This window comes from Proteiniphilum sp. (assembly GCF_034927365.1).
Taxonomy (GTDB): Bacteria; Bacteroidota; Bacteroidia; order Bacteroidales; family Dysgonomonadaceae; genus Proteiniphilum.
Map to the genome: position 1 here is coordinate 161782 of NZ_JAYFQD010000005.1, position 22411 is coordinate 184192.

General features: G+C 43.5%; 21 protein-coding genes and 1 pseudogene. 11 read left to right on the forward strand and 11 right to left on the reverse strand.

Going from position 1 to position 22411, the window contains the following annotated elements; all coding sequences use genetic code 11:
• Positions 1–166: 166 nt before the first annotated feature.
• The 3 genes and pseudogenes from rpsF to rplI form a co-directional block, all read left to right on the forward strand.
• Positions 167–499 (forward strand): annotated as a pseudogene (gene rpsF / locus VB073_RS02755) (30S ribosomal protein S6); the annotation flags it as partial.
• A gap of 108 nt (positions 500–607) precedes the next feature.
• On the forward strand, positions 608–874 hold the full coding sequence (rpsR, locus tag VB073_RS02760; RefSeq protein WP_019538742.1) for a 30S ribosomal protein S18: 267 nt from the start codon (positions 608–610) through the stop codon (positions 872–874).
• Positions 875–889: 15 nt separating this feature from the next.
• A complete protein-coding gene (rplI, locus tag VB073_RS02765) occupies positions 890–1333 on the forward strand; it encodes a 50S ribosomal protein L9 (RefSeq protein ID WP_323402616.1) in 444 nt (147 codons plus the stop codon).
• Between the two features lie 101 nt (positions 1334–1434).
• Here the strand turns inward: rplI and VB073_RS02770 are convergent, their stop codons facing one another.
• From VB073_RS02770 to pta, 3 genes are all read right to left on the reverse strand, one after another.
• Positions 1435–2637, reverse strand: coding sequence for an acetate kinase (locus tag VB073_RS02770; RefSeq protein ID WP_323402617.1), 1203 nt, complete (start codon positions 2635–2637; stop codon positions 1435–1437).
• Positions 2638–2759: 122 nt separating this feature from the next.
• Positions 2760–3737 carry a 3-hydroxyacyl-CoA dehydrogenase family protein gene (locus VB073_RS02775; protein ID WP_323402618.1) on the reverse strand — a complete coding sequence of 326 codons (978 nt, stop codon included), beginning with the start codon at positions 3735–3737 and terminating at the stop codon, positions 2760–2762.
• A 13-nt stretch (positions 3738–3750) separates the two neighbouring features.
• Positions 3751–4761, reverse strand: a complete 1011-nt coding sequence (gene pta, locus VB073_RS02780; protein WP_323402619.1) for a phosphate acetyltransferase — start codon at positions 4759–4761, stop codon at positions 3751–3753.
• Positions 4762–5024: 263 nt separating this feature from the next.
• On the opposite strand from pta, the gene VB073_RS02785 reads away from it, so the two are divergent.
• The 4 genes from VB073_RS02785 to VB073_RS02800 all read left to right on the forward strand — a co-directional run bounded on the left by VB073_RS02785 (position 5025) and on the right by VB073_RS02800 (position 9280).
• Positions 5025–5939, forward strand: a complete 915-nt coding sequence (locus VB073_RS02785; RefSeq protein WP_323402620.1) for a DMT family transporter — start codon at positions 5025–5027, stop codon at positions 5937–5939.
• Between the two features lie 210 nt (positions 5940–6149).
• On the forward strand, positions 6150–7340 hold the full coding sequence (locus VB073_RS02790; protein ID WP_323402621.1) for a hypothetical protein: 1191 nt from the start codon (positions 6150–6152) through the stop codon (positions 7338–7340).
• Between the two features lie 117 nt (positions 7341–7457).
• The gene (locus VB073_RS02795) at positions 7458–8345 is read left to right on the forward strand and encodes an EamA family transporter (protein ID WP_323402622.1); all 888 of its coding nucleotides are present in this window, start codon (positions 7458–7460) and stop codon (positions 8343–8345) included.
• Between the two features lie 149 nt (positions 8346–8494).
• Positions 8495–9280: a DUF3575 domain-containing protein gene (locus VB073_RS02800; protein ID WP_323402623.1), complete on the forward strand. Its 786-nt coding sequence runs from the start codon at positions 8495–8497 to the stop codon at positions 9278–9280.
• 280 nt (positions 9281–9560) lie between these two features.
• Here the strand turns inward: VB073_RS02800 and argH are convergent, their stop codons facing one another.
• From argH to VB073_RS02840, 8 genes are all read right to left on the reverse strand, one after another.
• Positions 9561–10859 carry an argininosuccinate lyase gene (gene argH, locus VB073_RS02805; protein ID WP_323402624.1) on the reverse strand — a complete coding sequence of 433 codons (1299 nt, stop codon included), beginning with the start codon at positions 10857–10859 and terminating at the stop codon, positions 9561–9563.
• A 105-nt stretch (positions 10860–10964) separates the two neighbouring features.
• Positions 10965–12020 (reverse strand): M20/M25/M40 family metallo-hydrolase, encoded by a 1056-nt coding sequence (locus VB073_RS02810; RefSeq protein WP_323402625.1) that lies wholly within the window; start codon positions 12018–12020, stop codon positions 10965–10967.
• A gap of 115 nt (positions 12021–12135) precedes the next feature.
• Entirely contained in the window at positions 12136–12927 is a 792-nt protein-coding gene (gene argB, locus VB073_RS02815; RefSeq protein ID WP_323402626.1) for an acetylglutamate kinase, read from the reverse strand.
• Positions 12928–13006: 79 nt separating this feature from the next.
• Entirely contained in the window at positions 13007–13960 is a 954-nt protein-coding gene (locus VB073_RS02820) for an N-acetylornithine carbamoyltransferase (protein ID WP_323402627.1), read from the reverse strand.
• On the reverse strand, positions 13957–15081 hold the full coding sequence (locus tag VB073_RS02825) for an aspartate aminotransferase family protein (protein ID WP_323402628.1): 1125 nt from the start codon (positions 15079–15081) through the stop codon (positions 13957–13959). Before VB073_RS02825 ends, VB073_RS02820 begins: the two co-directional genes overlap by 4 nt.
• Positions 15082–15265: 184 nt before the next feature.
• Positions 15266–16240 carry an N-acetyl-gamma-glutamyl-phosphate reductase gene (argC, locus tag VB073_RS02830; protein WP_323402629.1) on the reverse strand — a complete coding sequence of 325 codons (975 nt, stop codon included), beginning with the start codon at positions 16238–16240 and terminating at the stop codon, positions 15266–15268.
• Positions 16233–17423, reverse strand: coding sequence for an argininosuccinate synthase (argG, locus tag VB073_RS02835; RefSeq protein WP_323402630.1), 1191 nt, complete (start codon positions 17421–17423; stop codon positions 16233–16235). The genes argC and argG overlap by 8 nt, the downstream gene beginning before the upstream one ends.
• On the reverse strand, positions 17420–18037 hold the full coding sequence (locus tag VB073_RS02840; RefSeq protein WP_323402631.1) for a GNAT family N-acetyltransferase: 618 nt from the start codon (positions 18035–18037) through the stop codon (positions 17420–17422). Before VB073_RS02840 ends, argG begins: the two co-directional genes overlap by 4 nt.
• A gap of 444 nt (positions 18038–18481) precedes the next feature.
• On the opposite strand from VB073_RS02840, the gene VB073_RS02845 reads away from it, so the two are divergent.
• The 4 genes from VB073_RS02845 to VB073_RS02860 all read left to right on the forward strand — a co-directional run bounded on the left by VB073_RS02845 (position 18482) and on the right by VB073_RS02860 (position 22376).
• Entirely contained in the window at positions 18482–19813 is a 1332-nt protein-coding gene (locus VB073_RS02845; RefSeq protein ID WP_323402632.1) for a lysine 2,3-aminomutase, read from the forward strand.
• Positions 19814–19926: 113 nt separating this feature from the next.
• Positions 19927–20688, forward strand: a complete 762-nt coding sequence (locus tag VB073_RS02850) for an AAA family ATPase (protein ID WP_323402633.1) — start codon at positions 19927–19929, stop codon at positions 20686–20688.
• Between the two features lie 2 nt (positions 20689–20690).
• Positions 20691–21602: a ParB/RepB/Spo0J family partition protein gene (locus VB073_RS02855; RefSeq protein WP_323402634.1), complete on the forward strand. Its 912-nt coding sequence runs from the start codon at positions 20691–20693 to the stop codon at positions 21600–21602.
• A 6-nt stretch (positions 21603–21608) separates the two neighbouring features.
• Complete coding sequence (locus VB073_RS02860) at positions 21609–22376, forward strand: DUF5683 domain-containing protein (protein ID WP_323402635.1); 768 nt, start codon at positions 21609–21611, stop codon at positions 22374–22376.
• Positions 22377–22411 lie beyond the last annotated feature (35 nt).

The window sequence follows — 22411 nt, forward strand, 5'->3', positions numbered from 1 at the left end:
CAAATGTCGTTCTGAAAAGTTTCTTACATGTAAAAATAGATTTTTCTATTTGTTTCGGAGTAGCTGATCATATAATTTACTTTTTACAGAGTTTGGTATTTGGAGAAATTGTTGTATCTTTGCCGCTCGAAATTTTTTCAATTAACGAATTAATAATTAAATTAGTATGAACAATTACGAAACCGTTTTCATTTTGACTCCCGTTTTGTCTGATGCTCAGATGAAGGAAGCGGTTGAAAAATTCAAGACCCTCCTCACGGATCAAGGGGCCGAAATTGTAAACGAAGAAGACTGGGGGCTGCGCAAGTTAGCCTATCCCATCGACAAGAAAACGACAGGATTTTATTCTTTCCTGGAGTTCAAAGCCGATCCGACTGTGATCGACAAACTGGAAGTAAATTTCCGTCGTGACGAACGAGTGATCCGTTTCCTGACTGTGAAACAGGATAAATTCGCACTGGAATATGCCGAAAAGAGAAGGAACAACAAAGGCGGCAAGAGACATGAAGCACAGGTTTCTGCCGGAGAAGGTGCCAAAGCAGTAAAGAAAGAGAGAACGGAAGCTGTTGAAGCAGAAGTAGAACTTAAAGAAAAGGAGGATTAAGAAATGGCTAAACAAACAGAAATCAGATATCTGACTCCGCTATCGGTGGATGTGAAGAAGAAAAAATATTGCCGTTTCAAAAAGAACGGTATCAAATATATCGACTATAAAGATCCCGAATTCCTGAAGAAGTTCCTGAACGAACAGGGCAAGATCTTGCCGAGAAGAATTACCGGTACATCATTGAAGTTTCAACGTCGGATCGCACAAGCGGTGAAGAGAGCCCGTCATATAGCTTTGCTTCCATACGTAGCCGATTTAATGAAATAAAAAGGAGGAAGAGAAATGGAAGTAATATTAAAAGAAGACATACAGAGTTTAGGCTACAAGGATGATGTAGTCAATGTGAGAAAAGGGTATGCCCGTAATTTCCTTATCCCCCAGGGTAAAGCGGTTATCGCTACTGAATCGGCCAAGAAAGTGTTGGCGGAAAATCAGAAACAGCGTGCGCACAAACTGGCTCAGATAAAAGCCGATGCACAGTCACTTGCAGGCAAACTGGAAGGTGTTGCACTGACCATTGGTGCGAAGACCAGTTCTACCGGAACGATTTTCGGTTCAGTTACCAGTATCCAGGTTTCCGATGCATTGAAGGAAAAAGGTTTTGAAGTGGACAGGAAGCTGATCGTGATCAAGGACCCGGTGAAAGAGGTGGGCAACTACAATGCTGTAGTAAGACTTCATAAGGAAGTTTCAGTAGATATCCCCTTCGAAGTGATAGCTGAATAATAATTTGCACACCATGTATAATAAAAAACTCCGGAATTCTCCGGAGTTTTTTATTGCTAATTAGTATCGTCCAACAGGGTCATACTTGTCATCGCAGGACGCTACCTCTTTTTTAATATGGCTATTGTATCATTGGCAATCGACAATTCCTCATCGGTAGGGATAATCACCACCTTCACTTTGGATGTGGGTTTGCTGATTACTACCTCTTTTGCACGTACGGAGTCGTTCAACGCTTCATCGAGTTCAATCCCCATGAATTCCATATTTTTACATACATCTCTACGAGTGATAGACTGATTTTCGCCCACTCCTCCGGTAAATACGAGGATGTCTACGCCTCCCAGGACGGCAGCATAGGAACCTATATATTTCTTGATACGATAGTTATAAGTCTGCATTGCAAGGATTGCCCGCTTGTTGCCATTTTTAATGCCAGCCTCAATTTCGCGCATGTCGGATGAGATTCCGGAAATACCAAGAACGCCGGAGAATTTGTTTAGCAGGGTTGAGATTCCGTTGGTGCCCATGTGCTCTTTTTCCATGATATAGGAGATGGCTCCCGGATCCACATCACCTGAGCGGGTACCCATGATCAATCCTTCTACGGGTGTCATCCCCATGCTGGTATCGATAGATTTCCCATTTTTGATGGCGGTAACCGATCCTCCATTACCGATGTGAGCGGTGATGATCCGTTGCTCTTCGTAGGGAACCCCCAGGAACTCACAGACCCGCGCAGATACGTAACGGTGACTGGTGCCATGAAATCCATATCGACGGATACCGTATTTCTCATATAATGAGTAGGGAATACCATACATATAAGCATAATCGGGCATGGTCTGATGGAAAGCAGTGTCGAATACACCTACCTGTGGTGTATCAGGCATCAGTTCCTGAATCGCGTAAATACCTTTCAGATTGGGTGGATTATGTAAAGGTGCCAACTCGATACATTGATTCAGTATCTCGATCACCTCATCGGTAATCAGCACACTCTCATTGAAACGTTCACCTCCATGTACTACCCGATGTCCTACCGCTTCTATTTCATCCAACGATTTGATACAACCGTATTTCTCGCTTAGCAGGACGCCCAGAATATATTCAATACCTGCGCGGTGTTCAAGGATTTCGCCCTCTAACATCACTTTCTCCCCATTGGGAAGTGTGAATTTGAGGAAAGAACCCTTCATCCCTATTTTTTCGACGCCTCCCTGGGCTACGACCTCCTTGCTTTCCATTTCGAAAAGCTTATATTTGATGGATGAACTCCCGCAGTTTAAGACTAGTATCTTCATCTTATTATTTTATTAATTGTGTATAAACCAAGAGTAACTAGTGTGCTAATATGCTAATGTGCCACTGGGATTGAATCCTAAATCCCAAGTCTTGACTCTTGGTTCTTGTGTCTTGAATCTAATTAAACGATATTTTTATTGATTGAAACGGGGTTCCCGTCACTATCGTAAGTATAGAACCCTTTTCCAGTACGGACACCCAATTGATTGGACCTGTACAGTTTCCATAAAATCGGATTGGGTTTGTAGTGCTTTGCCCCGAAATCGTTGAACATCGCTTCCATGAGCGTAACAAGACGTTCTATCCCGATTATATCAGCCATGCGGAAAATGCCGTAACGCTGCCCATAGATGATAGTGAAAGTCTCTTCAATATCTTCTATGGAACTGACCCTCTCCAGCAAGATCTGGCACGCCTCATTGAGCATGACTACCAGCATACGGAGACTTACATTTCCGTTGCTTTCGTTAATACGATGCGGCTTGTACTTGATTAGTCTGGCAAACATCTCCATCTTGTGATAGACCTCTTCCGAGGTATACATACCACTCACTATCTCCAGAATACGGGCATCGGGATGTGATACCGGAAAATAAAGGCTCACACATCGTTCCTTATGGTCGAGGTCAGCAGCCAGTTCACTAATGATCACAGTCGATCCGTTGGAGGCGATAATGGCATCCTTTTCCAGGACTTCTTCCAGCCTTTTGAAGATATTCTTTCGTAACGGTGTACTGCGACGACCACTTTCCGAATAACGAGTGCATTCAATCACCAGATCGCACCCTTTGAAATCTTCATATACAAGGGTGGGGGTTATACGGTTCATAATGATCTTCTTTTCCGACGGAGTCAATCCCCAACTGCTGATCTTATGATCCATAATTTTCTCTAACTCGTTTATTACAAAATTGATCCGCTCCTGTGACTCATCCAGAAAAACTACCTCCATTCCGGCTGTTGCAGCCATATTGATAATGGTTCGACCCTCTTTTCCGGCTCCTACTACCCCTATCTTTGAAAATAATTGTTTACTTTTACTCTCTTCGGAGATGGTAAGCCCATAATTTTCAATAGGTTCTATGATTGTTTCACTCATATCCTCCAACTGTTTATTTTTGTTTTAGTCCGATAGCTTGATTGGCTGTAATCGCTACCATGTTATAAATATCTTCTACCGAGCATCCGCGTGAGAGGTCATTTACCGGAGCAGCCATTCCTTGCAGTACCGGCCCTACCGCTTCAGCGTTCCCTAATCTCTGTACCAGTTTATACCCGATATTCCCTGCTTCGAGAGAGGGGAAGACCAGTACATTGGCTTTGCCGGCGATGGAACTTCCCGGTGCTTTGCTTGCACCTACAGAAGGAACAATGGCTGCATCCGCCTGCAGTTCCCCGTCAATTTGCAATTTGGGATCGATCTCTTTGGCGATGCGGGTTGCTTCTCGCACCTTGTCGATCATCTCATGTTCGGCGCTCCCTTTGCTGGAGAAGCTGAGCATGGCGATACGGGGTTGCACTCCTACCAAACTTTTCATAGTCTGCGCCGAGGCCATAGCGATGGAAGCGAGTTCTTCGGCGGTAGGATTAGGCATGACGGCACAATCGGCAAAAAGAAGTGTACCGTTTTCCCCATATTGTGGAGTTTGAGTGAACATAATGAATGCTCCCGACACAACCTTCATTCCCGGAGATGTCTTGATGATCTGTAGGGCGGGGCGAAGTACATCACCTGTGGTGTTTCTTGCCCCGGCGATCTCTCCGTCGGCATCTCCTGCATTGATCATCAGGCAGGCCAGGTACAGCGGGTCTTCTACTAACAGGGATGCCTGTTCGTAGGTCATCCCTTTCTTTTTGCGCAGTTCAACGAGACGTTGGGTGTACACATCCTTTTTATCATGCTCTTTCGGATTGATGATTTGAGCTTTTTCGATATGAGGGAGCCCTGTCTCCTTCGCAAGTTCCCGTATTTCCTCGGGATTTCCCAGCAGTATGATTTCTGCTACACCGTCACGAAGCAGTTGATCAGCTGCTGTGAGGGTCCTCTTTTCGGTGCCTTCGGGCAAAACGATCCGTTGTTTATTCGCTTTTGCCCTGTCGATCAGACTTTGAAGTAAGTTCATTGCTAAAAGTATGTTTTGGTCCTTTAATTCCTATTGGGATATGTTTCAGAATATATAATTTCGACCGCAAAATTACGAAAAAAAGCGTAGATGAAGTAGCAAAATGTCAACATTTCTTCCTCTGTTGCAATGATAGCAGAGATTCCCGATAGTTTTGGTTATCAGGAACGGTATATTAACTTTGTCGGAGGATTTGGGATGTAGGATGTTAGATTTAAGATTTGGGATTTTAGATTTTGTAAATTCCACAATTCAACAGTAGAATGAATGCACCAAAAAGAGAAATAGTAGCCTATGCCGGTCTCACATTGATGACCGTAATCATCGGCTTTTCTTTTATTTTTGTAAAGATGGCGTTGCAACATGCGTCCCCAATCGATTTGCTGGCGCATCGTTTCACGGTAGCTACTGCCGCTTTATTTCTCTTTTATCTGTTCCGCCGTAAGGGATGGCCCCTCATCGACAGGAAGAGGCTTTTTTCTTTGCTTTTATTATCTCTTTTCTATCCGCTATTGCTTTTTTCTATGCAGACCATCGGGCTGCAATTTACTACTGCTTCCGAGGCAGGGATCTTATCGGCGACCGCTCCTGTTTTTACTCTGATCTTGGCGTCTCTGTTTCTGAAAGAGGAGAGTTCTTTCTGGCAAATAATGTCTGTCTTGTTGTCGGTGGCAGGTGTGGTTTATATAATGTATAAGAACGGATTGGGTGAGATCAGCAGTGAAACCCTGAAAGGTGATTTTTTCATTCTCCTTTCCGTTGTATCTACTGCAATCTATTTTGTTCTGGGAAGGAAGGTTACACAGCAACTCAACGCCATGGATATTACCTTTTTCATGACGCTGACGGCATGTATTGTCTTTAATCTTATTGCGATAAGCGTTCACCTGAAGTCGGGCACGATACCGCTCTATTTCTCTGCATTTACAAACAGTGAGTTCCTGTGGACGATACTTTACCTCGGTGTGCTCTCTTCCTTTCTGACTTCCTTCCTCACCAACAGCGCCTTGACGGTAATCCCGGCCTCACAGGTATCTGCTTTCAATAATTTCAGTCCCGTGATAGCCATTTTCAGCGGCGTCTTGTTTTTGAATGAATCTCTTCATCTCTACCATATCATTGGTGGGATCATGGTGCTGATCGGGATTATCGGAGTGAATGTGTTGAAAAAGATATAAATATCTTGGATGTATGATAGATTATAGTTATGTTTGTGCTCGGGTATAGTAAATATCATAGGAATAACCTTATGTGATACTATCTGGAAACGCTGGCTAACACTGGATAAATTGACTTAAAATGAAACGAGCATGATAACAGTTCTTGCACAAGGATGTTATTAATGGCGAGTTCCATATGATACATTTGAAAATAGATATTTTAATCATATGAAAATATTACGATTTTGGGCCATAATTCTTATATCGGCCATTAGTAGTTACAGCTACTCAGGTATGTCGGCCAATGCATCAGAAATTGAAAATGCTATTTCCTTAGATGATAAAGACAAGGCTGAAATTAAACAATTGATTCGTAAGGCACTTAAGTGGGTTGATAAAGAGAGCTCATTGCACCTTTATCCGCTTCTTAAAGAAAATCCCACTGGCTTTTATTTGGGCTTCGATCTTGATGAGCACAAGAAAAACCTCAAGAAATTGGAGTCTTCTCAATTTTTCTCTGCCGCGTTTTTTGATAATTACAATAACATCTATCAGGCGCTTGATCGGAAGTTAAGGGATAAAGAGATAGAATGGCGGGTAGGGGAGTTGTCTCCTTTTGGTAATAATGCCAACCCCTGGTGTAACTGTCAGGATGTCCCGTATGATAAACCAAACCCTTGGGAATCTATTGAGGTAGATTTTGTGGGCGATGAAAATGGCAGGGTTTCGGCTCTTTGGACATGGGGAAGTCTTAAAGGGGAGGTCGAAGAAGAGTTGAAAAAACATCCTTATCGATTTGACGTGGTAAAAGAAAAGGGAAAGTGGAAAATAGATTATTTGGAAGGGTTTGATTTTGATGTCTTTACGAGCGTCGATGAACCGGTGGGTTCTCAACAAAACTTTGATAAATTTAAAGCGATGCTCGACAACTGCGGTATGACTTTTCAAGAACCCGATGGTGTTGTTGAATGCGATATTGTGGAGAATGGTGATATGAATTATGAATATGCTCTGACATATCCGGATAAGGATTTTGAAGTAAGGTATTCGATCAGGCCTATTACTTATAAACATTATGAAAATGACAGCCTAAGAAGTCAGATAGAAGAGTCGAAATCATTTCGTAATGAGTCCTATGAGACCATATTGCAAGCTATTATTTTTAATATTTCGGGAAAATTCTATAAAGTGGGACCATTTGATCAAGATGCCGTAAAGGAAGAGTTCAATGCCGATTGGGGAGGAACGACCTTTGTTGAACTGAAGGACTCCGGATTTGGGAAAGGTTTTAAATATTGCATGGTTGTCGCGATCCACAAGAATGATGTGGCTGATGCCTATTATTTCTATCTGGCAAATACGAAGGATAAATATATGGATCGTATGATGCCATTGTTTCATTCATTACAGTTTGAATAAGTGGATAGCGTTGATACACTGAAAAATAGTGACAAAAAGTTTTTTGTACAAACCAGATTGCATTAAATCGTTTAATAGAGGTTATCTTTGTGAGTAAGTTCACAGAAAAGATATCGAATGGCAGGGACATTCTTGGTGGCAATGGCTGTTGTTTTGAGGGTAATCTTTAACCCTTTGGCAAATGTTTACCAGAAACAACTTGGCTTAAAGGGAAATAATCCCTTAATCGTTAACTTTTTTAGTTATCTTCTGCTCGCGGCTTTTTCCACTATCTTGCTGATTTTTGTCGATACATCGAATTCAGGGAGAGATTTCTGGCTCTATTCCACTTTAGGAGGGATAGCAGGTGCTATGGGAAATGGCTTTCTCGTGAGAGCACTTCAGATGGGAGATCTATCGGTTTTAGGCCCCATCAATTCGTACAAATCGGTGATCGGGATAATTGTCGGTATATTTCTTCTTTCCGAGATCCCGAATGTTTGGGGAATAGCAGGTATAGCGCTCATCATTTACGGGAGTTACTATGTTTTGGATACAACCGATGAGAAATTCTCATGGAAACTATTAAGAACACCCGCAATTCAATACCGGATTTGGGCAATGGTGCTGACCGCTATTGAGGCCGTCTTTATAAAGAGAGTGATTCTGGTGTCCTCCACAACATTGGCATTTGTAAGTTGGTGTATCTTCGGCGCTTTTTTCTCTTTTATAATATTATTCTTCTATAAGATCCGATTGAAGACGGAACTCCGGAGGACGGTTAAATTAGAGTATCTGAGCAAATTTTTGTTGCTGGTTGCCTGTATTGGAATCATGCAATTCACTACCAATTATGTTTTTGATCATATGCCGGTTGGTTATGCGTTATCGCTCTTTCAACTTTCAATTATTGTAAGTGTGCTGTTTGGATATAAATTTTTTCAGGAAAAGGATATTGGCAAAAAGATTATCGGCTCAGTGATCATGATCGTTGGTTCAGTAATGATTATCTTGCTTAAAAATTAAAATCTCATATGGAGATTGGTATTTGTCTAAAGTGGATTATGTGAAACTATTTCAATATCCCAGAAGAGTAAATATGGGGTGTGGATTGATAGAACACAGGCATAAATAGTCTATTTTTGCCAAAACAACTCAATTAATATACAAATGAAATGAAAAGAACTGTATTTGTATTTGCTGTAAGCCTGATGATGGTGTTCTCTGCTATAGCACAACAGTCTGGCTATATCCCTGATGGAGCTCTCCTGGATGGTAAAACCATTGTGAAGGGCAGTATCACATCTCCTGTCTTCAAGACTCTCGATTTCTCGGCTGAACGTATGTTGAACAGAAGATTGAGCCTTGTACTTGGTACCAGTTTCATGCCATCGGGATCATTTCCATACGTTCATGAGATCATGGATCTGGTCGATATGGAGCAGGAAACGGAGGATTTGATCTCGGCCATAAAAATCAATACGTTCTCCTTTTCTCCCGAATTGCGTATCTATACTGGGAAAGGTTATGGCAGAGGTTTCTACGTATCTCCCTATTACCGCTATGAAAGATTCGGCCTTGCCAATATGTTTGTAGACTTCAGGTTGAACCAGAGTACTGAAAACATTATGCTAAAAGGTGATGTCGATACACATTCCGCCGGACTGATGACCGGTTATCAGTGGCTCGTCGGAAAAAATCGCAATATTGTTATTGACTGGACTATATTGGGTGCACATTACGGCGTTAATTCAGGTAACTTCACGGGCAGATATGAGGGCAGCATCGAGATGACAGAAGAATATAGAGATATAGCGCAAAAAGCCATTAACAAGGCATTTGAAGACCTTCCTTTCATAGAAGCAAAAGCGACAGTCAGGGAAGATAATAGTGCAGACGGTACTATCAGCGGCCCATGGGCATTTCTGAGGGGCGGCCTTTCCATCGGACTCCGTTTCTGATTCGAACAAAGCTGCCTGAAAATAGTTTTGTAGAATTTGACAAGCTTATTTTCAGAGGAATCAGCAGACAAACTTGTGCAAGAATTGAAGAAATCCTTTAAAAGTTCTTTGGCATTTTAAAAAAAATATAAAGGCCGATGGGACCTGAACTATGATATCTATAAAGACAAATACTGGGAGTCATTTGAGATGTTCAGCCCGTCGTAAGATAAAATTATTGAATAACCCTGAATTTTAAACCCCTCATTTATGAGGAGTTTAAAAAGGAATAGGCAAAGCTTCACTTTTGGATATTTCCTGAAGCTTTCTCCATTTTCTTTTTGATTTCTTCGGTGCAGAGGTTACCAATACTGCCGGCGTGGGTGTGGTGTACTTCTTTCGGTGCATGGAAAGCCCCGGCCTGTACCTCTTTGCCTACCTGTTGATAGGCTTCCCGGAACGGAATACCCTGTAATACCCGGTTGTTCACATCTTCTACTGTGAAAAGATAATCGTATCGAGGATCGGAAAGGATATTTTTGTTGACTGAGATATTTTCCAGCATAAAACAGGTCATCTGTAATAGCTTGTGCAGTGTTTCCAACGCGGGGAAGAGCACTTCTTTCAACAGTTGATAGTCGCGATGATAGCCGTGTGCCATATTGGTTGTCATCAGCGTGATTTCATTGGGCAGGCTCTGCAAGCGATTGCTATGCCCACGAATCAGTTCCCATACATCGGGATTTTTCTTGTGTGGCATAATGCTCGATCCCGTCGTGAGTGTATCAGGGTAGGAGATAAAGCCATAATTTCCTGAAAGGTACATACAGTTATCCGCCGCCAGTTTGTTCAGTGTGGAGGCTATATTCGATATGCTCTGTGCAAGAATCCGTTCGGTCTTACCCCGTCCCATCTGGGCTGCAACCACGTTATAGCTCATAGTTCCGAAATCCAGTTCACGGGTGGTCATCTCACGGTCGAGCGGAAACGAACTCCCATAACCGGCTGCAGACCCCAATGGATTCTGATCCGCTACCCGCCATGCAGCAGCAAGCGTATGCATATCGTCCACCAGTGTTTCGGCATAGGCGCCGAACCATAACCCGAAAGAGGATGGCATGGCGATCTGCCCATGTGTGTATCCGGGCAGCAGTACATCTTTATGCTCTTCACTAAGTGATTGCAGCAAGTTGAACAATGTTATTACTTCCTCCTTGATCTGAAGTATTTCCTCTTTGAGATACAATTTGATATCGACCAGTACCTGATCGTTGCGGGAACGTCCGGAGTGGATCTTTTTGCCCATTTCACCCAGTCGCTCTGTCAGCATCGTTTCCACTTGTGAGTGGATGTCTTCTGCATCATCATCGAGTCGGAAATCACCACGTTCCACTTCTGCCAGGATATTTTGAAGTTCCGCTTGAAGTGCTTTTTCCTCTTCTGCTTCCAGGAGACCGATTTTTACCAGCATTTTAATGTGCGCCATCGAACCCAGGATATCATGTTTTGCCAAACGCAGATCGAGTGAGCGGTCGTTACCCACCGTAAATTCTTCTACTTTCTGATTGGCATCGAAGCCTTTATCCCATATTTTTGCCATATCCTGTTTCTTTTACGGTTTTTATTGCTTATTCGGAGTACTCATTTTGCAGTCCCGGTTGCAAATTTACATTTCTTTTCGTGGCGTTGAAAACCATTATCGTTATTAAGATAATTTCTCTATAAATCGGATGTATCCTTCTATTCCCTGTTTCAATTCATCTATCAGGATGAATTCATCGGGACGGTGGGAGCGTTCCGATTCTCCCGGTCCCATTTTCACGGCGGGGCAGGTGATCCGCATCCAGTCTGATGTGGTGGGTGAGGTGTAGGTCCTGATACCGATTTGTTGTATGCAACGCATTAAAGGATGATCGGCAGGTGTAGCTGAGCTTCTGTTGGTGAGCGAACGGGCTTTCAGTTCACTTCTTACTTTCGGTTGCAGTATCTCCATGATCTCACTGTTGGTGTACATCTCCGTTGGACGGATATCCACCACAAAGCTGCACCGGTCAGGCACCACGTTGTGTTGCGTGCCGGCATTGATCTGGGTGACGGTCAGTTTTACCTCACCCATTGCAGACGATATTTTGTCGAACTTTATCGATTTGAGTATACCGATATCTTCCAGGGCGATATAAAGCGCGTTGATCCCCTCGTTACGGGCCGCATGGCCACTTACCCCTTTTGCTTCCCCATCGATCACCAGCAATCCTCTTTCGGCAATGGCTGCCTTCATGCCGGTAGGCTCTCCTATGATGGCCATATCCACTTCGCCCGAGAGTTTCTGCCAAAGCAATGTCATTCCTTTGTGACCTGAATTTTCCTCTTCTGCGGACAATGCCAGTAGGAGATTGAAGGGTAACTGCTTTTCGTAAAAATACAAGAATATTTGGAGCAAGGTGACCACACTGGCCCCTGCATCATTACTCCCCAGCCCGTAAACATGAGACTCGGAGTGGGGTGGAGTAAACGGATCGAAGGTATAGCCACTGTTCGGACGAACGGTGTCGAGATGCGAATTCAGCATCAGCGTCGGTTTCGATTTATCGTGATGAGGTTGTCGTACAATCAGGTTATTGCCAAGACGCTCTATGGAAATTCCTTTTTCAGTGAAATATCGTGCCAAAAAATCACTCCGAAGATATTCATCTCCGGAAAATGATTGGATAGAAACCAACTTCCTCAATAGTTCAACCGCGTTTTGTATATAAGTGTCCATATTCAATTACCAATTACATTTTGTAAATTACTAATTATCAGTTGGCCCTAACATTCAACCTTCTTCAATCTCATTCAATCTTATTATCCATATTAGCATATTGGCATTGATCTCATCAGCCCAATACCGTACCTTTGCCGGACAGCAGATTTTTCGCATGCAAAATGATTACTTGGGATACTCCGTTTATCATTGCTTTGAAGGAGTTATCCAATTTAGGGATCATACCGTCGGCAATGATACCTTGTTGTTTGTATGCTTCATATTCTTCCCGTGTCATCATAGCTATAAGACTGTCCGGATCATTGATATCTCTTAATACTCCTTCCTTCTCGAAGCAGTAATGGAGAGTTGTTTGATATATTTCGGAACAAGCGGCTGCGATCGTATAAGCAATGGTATCGGCATTGGTATTCAATAGCGAACCGTTTCCATCGTGTGTGATGGCACAGAAGACAGGGGTGATGCCACTTTCTATCAGTTGAGAGATAAAGGCGATGTTGGTTTTATCTGGATCGGGATCGCCTGCGAAACCAAAATCAATCGGTACGGGAGAGCGTCGTATTGCCGGAATGGTGTTGGCATCTGCTCCTGAAAGGCCGATAGCATTGCAACCTATCTTTTGCAATGACGCCACTATACTTTTATTGCCCCATCCGGCATAGACCATCGTGACCACTTTCAGTGTTTCTTCATCGGTAATGCGGCGACCATTCAGCATTTTTGTCTCGATCCCGAGTTGTTTTGCCATCTTCGAGGCCATCACCCCTCCACCATGTACCAGCAATTTATTCCCTTTTAGTTGATGAAAGTCATTCAGGAATGCTTCCAGTGCTTCCGGATTATCCACTATATTTCCACCGATCTTTACGATCGAAAGGGTTCCTTTTTTTTTCTCTGTAATCATTATTAAATCAGCAAATTAACAAATTATCGCATCAATCTTTCAACCTTTCCATTCAACCACCTAACCACCTACCCACCGATTACAGTCCCAATAATATCTCCTTCAGCACCATCTGAGCAGATACTACACGGTTAGCTGCTTCCGGAATTACTATTGATTGAGGACTATCGATTACTTCATCACTCACGATCATATTACGTCGTACGGGTAAACAATGCATAAAATAAGCATTATTGGTCAGTGTCATTTTTTTGGCGTCCACTGTCCATGTCCGGTCAGTACTTAATATTTTGCCGTAGTTCGGGTCCTGATACGCCGCCCAGTTTTTCGCATAGATGAAATCTGCATCTTTGTAGGCTTTCTCCCTGTCATATTCTACAATGGCTTTGCCTACAAACTTCTCATCCAGTTCGTATCCTTCGGGGTGGGTAATTACAAATTCATAATCTGCAGCATTCATCCATTCGGCGAAGGAGTTGGGAACTGCCTGAGGCAGTGCACGGGGATGAGGTGCCCAGGTGAGTACCACTTTCGGCTTTTCGGTTTTTTTGTACTCTTCAATCGTGATGAGGTCGGCAAAGCTCTGTAACGGATGGCGTGTCGCTGCCTCCATGCTGAAGACGGGTTTACCGGAGTATTGGATAAACTGATTCAGGATGACTTCATTGTAATCGGCAGTTTTGTCCTCGAACTGTGCAAAGGAACGTACTCCGATTACGTCGCAGTAAGAGCCCATCACCGGGATTGCTTCCAGGATATGTTCCGGTTTGTCACCATCCATGATAACTCCTTTTTCGGTTTCCAGCTTCCAGGCACCCTGATTGATATCGAGCACGATCACGTTCATGCCCAGATTAAGTCCTGCCTTCTGAGTGCTCAGTCGGGTGCGCAGGCTTGAATTGAAGAAGATCATCAATAAGGTTTTATTTTTGCCCAATTCCTGATCTGCAAAAGGATTATCTTTAACCTGTTTCGCTTTTGCAAGTGCACTTTTCAGGTCACCGATGTCATGCACGGATGTGAAATTTCTCATATCATTTTCTTTTTTAGTTCAGTGATAAATGTATCGATTTCTTCTTTCGATATGGATAGTGGAGGTAACAGGCGCATCACGTTGTTTTTTGCTCCGCCTGTAAAGATACGGCTTTCAAAGAGAAGCCGGTTACGAACAGTTGCAAATTCAGGAAGGAATTCTACACCGAGCATCAATCCCCGGCCACGGATTTCAGTGATAGCAGCTATCTTTGATAGCTCCTGTTGTAGATAATTACCCATCTCTTCCGCATTTTTTACCAACGACTCTTCTTTTAAAATATCGAGTACGGCAATAGCGGCTGCACAAGCCAGATGATTACCTCCGAATGTGGTACCAAGCATTCCTTTCTTTGCTTCGAATTCAGGAGAGATCAGCAGACCGCCGATTGGAAAGCCATTCCCCATCCCTTTGGCCATCGTGATCAGGTCGGGTAGTATTCCGGCTGATTGATGCGCGAAGAACTGTCCGCTACGTCCGTAGCCCGATTGTATTTCATCGAGGATTAATACTACGTTGTGCTGGTTGCAGAGGGATGCCAGTTGTTGTAAAAACAAATTTTCAGGAGTGTAAATACCCGCTACACCCTGGATACCTTCAATGATAACAGCGGCTACATCATCTTTCTCTATTTCCGTTTTCACTGCTTCTATATCGTTAAGCGGAACAAAGGTGACCTCATGACCTCTATTAAAAGGAGCCTGGATGGATGGATTTTCAGTCACAGCCACTGCCCCCGAAGTACGTCCGTGGAATGCGCCGTTGAAAGCGATCACTCTTTTCTTTCCGGTATGGAACGATGCCAGTTTCAATGCGTTCTCATTGGCCTCAGCACCCGAGTTGCAGAGAAAAAGCGAATGGGCGGGATAACCGGATTGTTCGCCCAATTTGTCGGCCAGTCCTTGTTGTAATGAGTTCTGTACCGAGTTGGAGTAGAAGCCGATCTTCTCCACTTGATCCTGCACTGCTTTTACGTAATGGGGATGGGAATGACCGACGGATATCACTGCATGTCCGCCGTAAAGATCGAGATATTCCGTTCCTTCACTGTCCCATACATGGCATCCCTTTGCCCGTACCGGCTCGATTTCCCACAAACTATATACGTCGAATAGATTCATTTTATTTAGAATAAAGAGTAAAGAATAAAGAACAAAGACTTTTAGAGTCAAGAGCCGGGATTGGTTAGGAATTACTAATTGTGAATTATGAGTTATGAATTGGTTGATTTACTGGTATAATTATCCATTGTCAACTACCTCAACTTCCCACCTTCCCACTTTTTCACCTTCCCACTTTCCCACCTCAAAACGCGGTTCCTTTCAGCTTTAACCCGGTTGTCTCATCCAGTCCGAACATCAGGTTCATGTTTTGCACTGCCTGTCCCGATGCTCCTTTTACCAGATTGTCAATGATAGAAGTGATGTGGATATAGCCGTTATGGAACTCAATATGAAGTAATCCCTTGTTGGTATTCACCACCTCTTTCAGGCTGATGGGTTGTTTGGATACAAACACGAAAGGGGATGACTGGTAATACTCTTCATAGAAGTCGATCACTGCTGATTCAGACATTTTACCATTCCATTTTGTATATACGCTGGCGAAGATACCACGGGTGAAATCGCCCCGCATCGGCACAAAGTTGATCTGTGGCAGATCGTTGTTGCCCGCACCCTTTAATATATTGACGATCTCTTCCAGATGTTGATGCGTGAAAGGTTTATAAACCGATATGTTATTGTCGCGATAACTGAAATGGGTTGTCTCGCCCGGTTTCTTCCCTGCGCCCGTGGAGCCGGTGATGGCATGTACATGGATCTCATCTTTCAATGAATTACTGGATGCCAGTGGTAATAACGCCAACATGATTGTTGTGGCGAAGCAGCCGGGATTGGCTACATTGTTTGCCGTACGGATCTGTTCACGGTTCTGTTCACAGAGTCCGAACATAAAATTCCTCTCGTTGAACAGCGGATCATTGCGGAAATCATTTCCCAGGTCGATGATCTTGCAGGAGGTAGGGATATTGTTATCATTCAGAAATGCACGAGATAATCCATGCCCCAGGCAGAGAAATATCACATCGGGTTTGCTGAAAGTTCCGGTAAAAACCAGGTCCGTCTCGCCCAGCAAATCGCGGTGCATCTCTGCCACGGGCATTCCCACCGAGGTGGTACTGATGACAGATTCTATATTGACTTGGGGATGACGAAGCAGGATACGGAGCAGCTCGCCTGCCGTATAGCCTGTTCCTCCTGCTATGCTTACATTAATCATTGTCGTGGATAGTATAATAAATTTTCAACGGATTGGCAATCACCTTGGTAAATCCAACTACATCCTGTCCGGAGAACGACTTATTGACCTCTCCGTACTCACCAAATTTAGAACTCATCAAGTCATATTCACTGGAACATCCCAATACCGCGAAATGGTAGGGACGTAACTCTACTTCTACATTACCCGTTACAAACTGCTGTGTGTCGACGAGAAAGGTCTCGATGTTGCGCATCACCGGTTCAAGGTACTGTGCTTCGTGCATCAGTTGGCCGTACCAATTGGAGAGTTGGTCTTTCCAGTAGAGTTGTTGTTTGGTAAGCACATGCTTTTCCAGTAGGTGGTGTGCCTTTACGATGATCAACGGGGCAGGTGCTTCAAAAGCTACACGCCCTTTAGTGCCGATGATGGTGTCTCCCACGTGCACATCGCGGCCGATACCGTATTTTGAGGCTATCTTGTGTAAGGTATGGATCAATGTGACGGGATCCATTTTTTCACCGTTCAGTGAGATTGGTTCTCCTTTTTCAAAGCCTATAGTGATACGTTCTGCCCCCCAGTCGGTTACCTGTGAAGGATAAGCCTCCTCAGGCAGGATGCCGGATGATTTCAATGTTTCCACTCCTCCCACGCTGGTTCCCCATATACCCTGGTTGATGGAATATTTCGACTTTTCCCATGAGAAGTCAAATCCTTTTTCCTTCAGATAGTCGATCTCCTGCTGGCGGGAAAGGCTTAACTCACGGATTGGGGCAATAATCTGCACGTCCGGTGCCAGTACCTCAAAGACGAGATCGAACCGTACCTGGTCGTTTCCGGCTCCAGTACTTCCGTGTGCCACGAAATCGGCATTTAACTTTTTTACATGATCCAACACTGCCATCGCCTGAAAGAAACGCTCGGAACTGACTGACAACGGATAAGTGTTGTTCTTTAATATATTGCCGTAGATAAGATATCTGATACCCCTGTTGTAATAATCTTCCACTGCATTGATGCAGGTGTGTGTGGCGGCGCCCAATTTTAGAGCCCGCTCCTTGATCGATTTTGCTTCTTCATCAGAAAATCCACCGGTATTTACAATCACAGTGTGTACTTCTAGTCCCTTTTCATTGATCAGCCAAGGCACACAAAATGAGGTGTCGAGGCCGCCGCTAAATGCTAATACTACTTTTTTCTTCATTTTTTATGCAGTTTATTGGTTTTCTTTATTTTAATGACCGGTTTCACTACCTTTTTCGCAAAGGGACTGGCTTGTTGCGCCGGTTGGACTTTAGGGTCGTAAAGCAATCCTGTACAGAGGCACATTCTATAATTATTACGTTGTAGTATATCGAAATTCCTGCACCCCTGACATCCTTTCCAGAATTCTTCATCGTCGGTTAGTTCTGAAAAAGTGACTGGTTTGAATCCCAGTTCCGTATTCATTTTCATCACTGCCAGACCAGTGGTGATGCTGAATATTTTAGCACCCGGATAGAGTTTCCGGGAGAGATCGAAAATTTTCCGTTTGATTTTCTTTGCCAATCCCTGGTTGCGGTAATCGGGGTGTACTACCAACCCCGAGTTTGCCACAAACCGGTTATGGCTGAAAGTTTCAATATAGGCAAATCCCACAAGCTTATTTCCATCGAGGGCGATCACCGCTTTACCGGCCTCGATCTTTTCAGCAACATATTCAGCACTACGCTTGGCGATACCTGTGCCGCGTGCTTGCGCCGATTCGTAAATCAGATCGCAAATCTCCTGCGCATAACTTACGTAGCCGCTGTTGGCTATATGAATAATTACATCCATCCTAAAACAATAAAAAATTTAAAGGGTTGTTGGTAGAGTGATGCCCGAAGGCGAAAAAGATAAAAGGGGAAAGGTACGGGAATCGGAGTTCCCGCATAAGTCAAAAGCATCGTCGGACCAGGCCTGTTGCTTCGGGGTAGAGAATATGTGAAAAATTTATTTTCATCAGGCTGCAAAAGTAAGCATTATATTTGTAATTGTCTGTATTTCCTCAAAAAATCTTTCTTTTTTCTGCAAAAATAGGCAATCTGCTTTTTTATTTCCTCAAAAAATACAAAAATGTATTAATTTGATTGCCTTTTTGATACTTTTACCTTATTTTTGTTTATCTCGAACTGCAATCTAAGCCCTTATATCCCGATTCGCGGGTTCTTATTCTCTTCCTGTAGTTCATCTATAGTAATGTTGTAGTTTACCTGAGTAATGAAAAATAGTTCAATGAATATGGAAAATAGAAAGTATCGAAATTTTATTCTGCGAAATTATAATGATCTGCCTCAACTGAGCGCCCTGTCCGATCAGGAACGGGAAGCCATTGGAGTGGTAGGCCGGGTATTGCCTTTCAAGGCAAACAATTATGTAGTAGAAGAGTTGATCAACTGGAATAAGGTGCCGGAGGATCCTATCTTTACGTTGACTTTCCCCCGAGAAGAGATGCTCTCCAAAACTCATTTTATGCAGGTGAAAAAGCTGATTGATGCCGATGATGAAGCGGGCCTCAAGCAGAAGGTGCATGATATCAGGATGAAGTTAAATCCCAATCCGGCGGGACAGGAACATAATGTCCCGATGATAGACGGGATAAAGTTGCATGGGATGCAGCATAAATACCGGGAGACAGTACTTTTTTTTCCCAGTCAGGGACAAACGTGTCATGCTTATTGTACTTTCTGTTTTCGATGGCCGCAGTTTTCAGGAATGAACGAACTGAAGTTCGCGATGAAAGAGGCTGATTTACTCCATAAGTATCTTCTGAAGCATCCCAAAGTATCGGATGTGCTGTTTACCGGAGGAGACCCTCTTACAGCCAAGGCCAGTATCATGTCGGCCTATATCGAACCGTTATTGACAAAGGAGTTCTCACATATCAAGAATATCCGGATAGGGTCGAAAACGTTGGCCTATTGGCCTTACCGCTTCCTGACCGATATTGACGCAGACGATATGTTACGCTTATTCGAAAAGGTAAAAAAAGCCGGGAAGCATCTTGCTTTTCAGGGACACTTCAATCATCCGGTGGAACTTTCTACCGATGCGGTGAAGCAGGCTATCCAGAGGATCCTCAATACCGGTGCACAGATCAGAACCCAATCGCCTTTGTTGCGCCATATCAACGATGATCCCAAAGTGTGGTCTGATATGTGGAAAGAGCAGGTCAGACAGGGACTAATCCCATATTATATGTTCGTTGCGCGCGATACCGGATCTAAGGCGTTCTTCGAGGTGCCACTGGAAAGGGCATGGAATGTTTTCAGGAAGGCCTACCGTAGTGTGAGTGGTATCTGTCGTACTGTACGGGGTCCCAGTATGAGTGCTAATCCTGGAAAAATACAGATATTGGGTGTGACGGAAGTGAAAGGTGAAAAGGTATTCGTGCTTCGATTTCTCCAATGTCGTAATCCTGATTTGGTGGATATTCCTTTCTTTGCCAGATACGATAAAAAGGCAACCTGGTTTGATGATCTTAAGCCCGCTTTCGGGGAAGAAGAGTTTTTCTTCCAGAAAGATAATTTGTTAGGAAGGTACGAAAGGGATGCCGATTTTATATGGGAGTAGGGATGCTATTTTCTGGTTTTCCTCCATTTATCAACAAAAAAAACAATGTTTTAAATTATTAACATAGAATTAGCTGATTTATTGCTTATTTTGTTGCCTGTAAATGGAAAAATATGGGAAGAATCATAGCTCTGGCTAATCAGAAAGGAGGGGTGGGCAAGACCACCACTACGATTAATCTTGCGGCATCGCTTGCTGCATTGGAAAAGAAAGTATTGGTGGTAGATGCCGATCCGCAAGCGAACGCCTCCTCTGGCTTGGGAATTGATATAAAAAAGGCTGTAAATACTATTTATGAAGGGCTGATCGGTAAATGTACCCCGGGAGAGGCGGTTCAGCATACCCCCTTTGAGAATATTGATATCATCTCTTCCCATATTAATCTGGTGGGTGCCGAACTGGAGATGGTACAAATGGAAAACAGGGAGAAGAGGCTCCGTGATCTCTTGCATCCGGTAAAGGATCAATATGATTTTATCCTCATCGATTGTTCACCTTCATTGGGTATCATTACGGTGAATGCGCTTACTGCCGCTGATTCGGTGCTGATACCTGTACAGTGTGAATATTTTGCTTTGGAAGGATTGAGTAAACTGCTCAATACGATAAAGATTATCAAGTCGAAATTGAATACCAGGCTTGAGATAGAGGGTTTCGTGCTCACTATGTATGACTCCCGTCTGCGTCTTCATAACCAGATATACGAAGAAGTGAAACATCATTTCAAGGAGCTGGTATTTACCACAGTTATCCAGCGTAACATTACACTCAGTGAATCCCAGAGCCATGCCAAGCCGGCGCTTATGTATGATGCCGGTTCCCGGGGGGCTACCAATCATATACAGCTTGCACAGGAATTGATCGAGAAAAATTGATTATGGCAAAAAAGAATGCATTAGGACGAGGATTGGATGCGTTGATCACTTTCAATGACGGTGAAACGCAGGGTTCCTCTTCTATCAGTGAAGTGGAACTCGAGAAGATCATTCCCAATCCTGATCAACCACGTAGGGCCTTCGATGAGGAAGGATTACGGGAATTATCCGCATCCATTAAATCGATTGGTGTTATCCAGCCTGTCACTTTGAGAAAACTGGATGACGAGACTTACCAGATTATTGCCGGTGAGCGTCGTTATCGTGCTTCTCAGATGGCCGGCCTATATACTATTCCCGCTTATATCAAGACTGCTGATAATGATGAGATGATGGAGATGGCGTTGATTGAGAATATTCAACGCGAAGATCTCAATTCGATAGAAATTGCACTGGCATATCAGAATTTGATCGACACCCTTTCCCTCACACAGGAACAATTGAGTGAAAGAGTAGGGAAGAAGCGGACTACCGTTACCAATTACCTACGTTTGTTGAAGCTGCCTGCAGAAGTGCAGATGGGAGTAAAAAACAAGAAAATAGACATGGGGCACGCACGTGCATTGATTACCATGGATGATCCGGTAGCACAACTCTCCCTCTACAACATGATTCTCGAAGAGGGATTATCAGTAAGGAGAGTAGAGTCGATGGTGAAAGAGTATGACGAGGGGACTCCCATTCAGCAATTAAAAGAATCCGGAGAGAGGAAATCCAAAAGCGGAAAATTAACAGCGAGCAGACCGCAATCACCGGACGATTTTGATGTGTTGAAACAACATCTCTCTGCTTATTTTCAGACTGACGTACAGTTTAGTTATAATAAGCAGGGGAAGGGGAAGATTACGATCCCTTTTGATTCCCCGGAGGATCTGGAACGTATTATCGTCATGTTTGATAAAATGCAAAAATAATTGTCGATGAAGAATGTGTCCGGAATCCTAATTTGTCTGTTGACCCTCTTTTGTGCGATGGGTGCCCAGGCGCAGATTCATTCACCTGAACAGTTGCAGGACTCTGTTCAGGTATTACTCAACGACTCAATTATTCAGCAGGTATCAGATTCGGTTTCAGTTAACCTGGAAAATAGTACAACGGCAACAGGAAAGCAGGATTCTGTTCGGAAAAAAGTTGACAAATCGATCGTTGAAATAACTTCGGATAAGTTTTTTGCTCCATCTTACATGTTTAGCCCCTCTCCGCGGAAAGCGGTTATCTATTCGGCGATCCTTCCTGGATTGGGACAGATTTATAACCGTAAATACTGGAAGTTACCTATTATTTATGGTGGTGTTGCGGGGTTGACATATGCTATCTCATGGAATAATGGATACTATAGAGATTATTTAGATGGTTATAAGGATTATGTGGACGAGAATCCTGAAACCAATCGTTGGCACAATCTGCTGCCTTACGGACAGACTCCGGGCTCGGAGGACCGTGAATGGTTTAGGAATGTGTTACAGCAGCGGAAAGATTACTTCCGCTACTACAGGGATTTGAGTATTATAGCCACAGTAGCGGTTTATTTGGTGTTTATTGTGGATGCCTATGTGGATGCGCAGTTATTTGACTTCGATATGAGCCCTGATCTGTCGATGCGTATGACCCCCGTTATCATGAGGGAGGAGAGGGCTCAAAAAATGGGAAGCACCTCCTATGGACTACAATGGAGTTTTAATTTTTAATTGTAAAAAAGTATCCCTCATTCTTCTGGGAGGGG

Excerpts from the sequence above, each read along its gene's own strand:
- rpsR (WP_019538742.1), top strand. The coding sequence starts at position 608 with ATGGCTAAACAAACAGAAATCAGATATCTGACTCCGCTATCGGTGGAT.
- rplI (WP_323402616.1), top strand. The coding sequence starts at position 890 with ATGGAAGTAATATTAAAAGAAGACATACAGAGTTTAGGCTACAAGGAT.
- VB073_RS02770 (WP_323402617.1), bottom strand. The coding sequence starts at position 2,637 with ATGAAGATACTAGTCTTAAACTGCGGGAGTTCATCCATCAAATATAAG.
- VB073_RS02775 (WP_323402618.1), bottom strand. The coding sequence starts at position 3,737 with ATGAGTGAAACAATCATAGAACCTATTGAAAATTATGGGCTTACCATC.
- pta (WP_323402619.1), bottom strand. The coding sequence starts at position 4,761 with ATGAACTTACTTCAAAGTCTGATCGACAGGGCAAAAGCGAATAAACAA.
- VB073_RS02785 (WP_323402620.1), top strand. The coding sequence starts at position 5,025 with ATGAATGCACCAAAAAGAGAAATAGTAGCCTATGCCGGTCTCACATTG.
- VB073_RS02790 (WP_323402621.1), top strand. The coding sequence starts at position 6,150 with ATGAAAATATTACGATTTTGGGCCATAATTCTTATATCGGCCATTAGT.
- VB073_RS02795 (WP_323402622.1), top strand. The coding sequence starts at position 7,458 with ATGGCAGGGACATTCTTGGTGGCAATGGCTGTTGTTTTGAGGGTAATC.
- VB073_RS02800 (WP_323402623.1), top strand. The coding sequence starts at position 8,495 with ATGAAAAGAACTGTATTTGTATTTGCTGTAAGCCTGATGATGGTGTTC.
- argH (WP_323402624.1), bottom strand. The coding sequence starts at position 10,859 with ATGGCAAAAATATGGGATAAAGGCTTCGATGCCAATCAGAAAGTAGAA.
- VB073_RS02810 (WP_323402625.1), bottom strand. The coding sequence starts at position 12,020 with ATGGACACTTATATACAAAACGCGGTTGAACTATTGAGGAAGTTGGTT.
- argB (WP_323402626.1), bottom strand. The coding sequence starts at position 12,927 with ATGATTACAGAGAAAAAAAAAGGAACCCTTTCGATCGTAAAGATCGGT.
- VB073_RS02820 (WP_323402627.1), bottom strand. The coding sequence starts at position 13,960 with ATGAGAAATTTCACATCCGTGCATGACATCGGTGACCTGAAAAGTGCA.
- VB073_RS02825 (WP_323402628.1), bottom strand. The coding sequence starts at position 15,081 with ATGAATCTATTCGACGTATATAGTTTGTGGGAAATCGAGCCGGTACGG.
- argC (WP_323402629.1), bottom strand. The coding sequence starts at position 16,240 with ATGATTAATGTAAGCATAGCAGGAGGAACAGGCTATACGGCAGGCGAG.
- argG (WP_323402630.1), bottom strand. The coding sequence starts at position 17,423 with ATGAAGAAAAAAGTAGTATTAGCATTTAGCGGCGGCCTCGACACCTCA.
- VB073_RS02840 (WP_323402631.1), bottom strand. The coding sequence starts at position 18,037 with ATGGATGTAATTATTCATATAGCCAACAGCGGCTACGTAAGTTATGCG.
- VB073_RS02845 (WP_323402632.1), top strand. The coding sequence starts at position 18,482 with ATGGAAAATAGAAAGTATCGAAATTTTATTCTGCGAAATTATAATGAT.
- VB073_RS02850 (WP_323402633.1), top strand. The coding sequence starts at position 19,927 with ATGGGAAGAATCATAGCTCTGGCTAATCAGAAAGGAGGGGTGGGCAAG.
- VB073_RS02855 (WP_323402634.1), top strand. The coding sequence starts at position 20,691 with ATGGCAAAAAAGAATGCATTAGGACGAGGATTGGATGCGTTGATCACT.
- VB073_RS02860 (WP_323402635.1), top strand. The coding sequence starts at position 21,609 with ATGAAGAATGTGTCCGGAATCCTAATTTGTCTGTTGACCCTCTTTTGT.